This window comes from Methylobacterium trifolii (assembly GCF_022179685.1).
Classification (GTDB): Bacteria; Pseudomonadota; Alphaproteobacteria; order Rhizobiales; family Beijerinckiaceae; genus Methylobacterium; species Methylobacterium trifolii.
In genome coordinates this window covers 1-1,959 of sequence record NZ_BPRB01000332.1, presented here as the reverse complement: position 1 = coordinate 1,959, position 1,959 = coordinate 1, and the positions used below count along the sequence as shown (strand labels likewise).

The 1,959-nt window shown below is 70.3% G+C and carries 2 protein-coding genes; both read right to left on the bottom strand.

Features of this window, described 5'->3' with window-relative positions; all coding sequences use genetic code 11:
* On the bottom strand, positions 1 to 252 hold a 252-nt coding region (locus COGEMETH_RS23675), incomplete at its 3' end, for an NAD(P)-binding protein (RefSeq protein ID WP_373875426.1).
* Positions 253 to 287: 35 nt separating this feature from the next.
* Entirely contained in the window at positions 288 to 1,181 is an 894-nt protein-coding gene (locus COGEMETH_RS23670) for an alpha/beta hydrolase (protein WP_238185133.1), read from the bottom strand.
* Between the last annotated feature and the right edge of the window lie 778 nt (positions 1,182 to 1,959).

The window sequence follows — 1,959 nt, the reverse complement described above, 5'->3', positions numbered from 1 at the left end:
CGCGGCGATCTCGGGCTGCTGCGCGTACATCCGCGTCCAGTCGTGCTTGGGCACGAAGGAGAGGGAGTAGAGGTGGGAGGGGATGTCGCAGGCGGCCCCCGGATAGGTGTTCTCGTGCCAGGTGCCGCCGATGCCGTCGCCTTTCTCGATCAGGAGCAGGGGCCCGATGCCCGCCTTGCGGCAGCGGATCGCCATGGCGAGCCCCGAGAAGCCGGCCCCGACGACGAGGACGGCCAGGGTCTCTGCCGGCATCGCGGGCGACAAGGCTCGGACCTCCGGGGCTTCGGTCATCGGGAGGCGCCTCCGGCCGGGGTATGGGATTTGAGGAAGGCGGCCGCCGCATCCAGCGAGCGGCGCGCCTCCGGCAGCATGCGCTCGGCGAACTGCCAGACATGCGACACCACCGGGAAGACCTCGGCCGCGGCCTCGACGCCGGCCGCCCGCGCCTTCTGCGCCATCAGCACGGAATCGTCGCGCAGGACCTCTCGCTCGCCCACGTGGAACAGCAGGGGCGGCAGGCCGTGCAGATCCGCCTTCAGGGGCGAGACCCGCGGATCGGCCGGGTCGGCGCCGCCGAGATAGAGCGGGCCGATCCTGGCGAGCCCGCGCGGGTCGAACATGGCGTCGCGCCAGGCGTTCGAGACCCGCGACCCGCTGGTGGCCGAGAGGTCGGCGACCGGGGAGAACAGGGCCGCGGCCGTCGGCATCGCCAGTCCGCGCTCGCGGGCGGCCAGCAGCAGCAGAAGCGCGAGGTTGCCACCGGCCGAGTCCCCCGCCACGCAGGCCGGCCCCCCGGCCGAGAACCCGTGCCAGGCGGCGATGCAATCCTCTACGCCTGCCGGGAAGGGGTGCTCCGGGGCGAGGCGGTAATCCGGCACGAACAGGGTGAAGCCGCGCGCGGCCAGCGCCCCCGTGACGGGGCGGTGGGTCTTGGGCGAGCAGGCGATGAAGGCGCCCCCGTGCAGGTAGAGCAGGCGCGGCCCGCTGCCCGACACCGGCCTCACCCACTCGCCCGGAATGCCGCCGACCTCGCCCGGCTCGTAGGTCGCGCCCACGGGATCGGGGAAGGTCGCGCCGTTGAGGACGCGGCGGACATGGGCGAGGTCGTCCATCATCCCCAGGCGGTTGCGGACGTTGCGCCGGACCATCCAGGCGCCGAGATAGGCTCGCAGGCTCGCCATCGCGTCAGGACTTCCGAGAGGAGAGGGAGGCCGGGCTTGCGCCAGGGGCGTGCGTGCCCGTCACGACCTCCGCCGCCAGGCCGATGCCTGTACGGTCGAAACGGATACCCTGAGCCAAGCTGCCACTCCCCGCGATCCGGCCCGCATCGTCGGGGCCGTCAGGAGAGATAGCGCCGTGGCCGCGTCCCGTCTCCGCTAAACGCCCCGACGGCATTCGAGGGCGGATGCGGGTCGACCCTGCGAGGCTGCCGATGCTCCGGGCCGGCGCCGGCCGTCACCGGCCCGTCGCGGAATTTTCGCAAGGCCGTCATTTCCGGTGTTGACGCGCTGCGGTGCGGTCCGTATACCCCTGTTCATCGGCGCCGGCCGCGGAAGTGGCCCGGTCGCTGATGCATCTCTTGGACAGGTTGGCGGGCATAGCCGGCGGAAGCCGGATGTGCTGCTGTTTTTGTCTTTGGGGTGTCGTCTGGATCGCTGATGTTTTGGCGGTTTGGATGTGTCGGTTTCGGGGCTCGGCGGTGTCGAGGGTCGGAGTTGACACGGGGATCGGCGGGCACTAAACGCCCTCCACCGCTGAGGCGGACCACCGAATGGTTGGTTCGGTATCACGGTTCTCCAAGACGGACAAGGTGGGTTTCGGGGCTGGTCCCTGGAATCTTGTGTCCGCGGGTTTTCCGGGCTTCTGGTCCGGCGTTCTTTGACAAGTGAATCTGAGAAAGAGAAGCGTGGGCGGCGTTGTCCTTGCGTCTCTGGTTTTCTGGGCTCTTCGGGGTTTGGG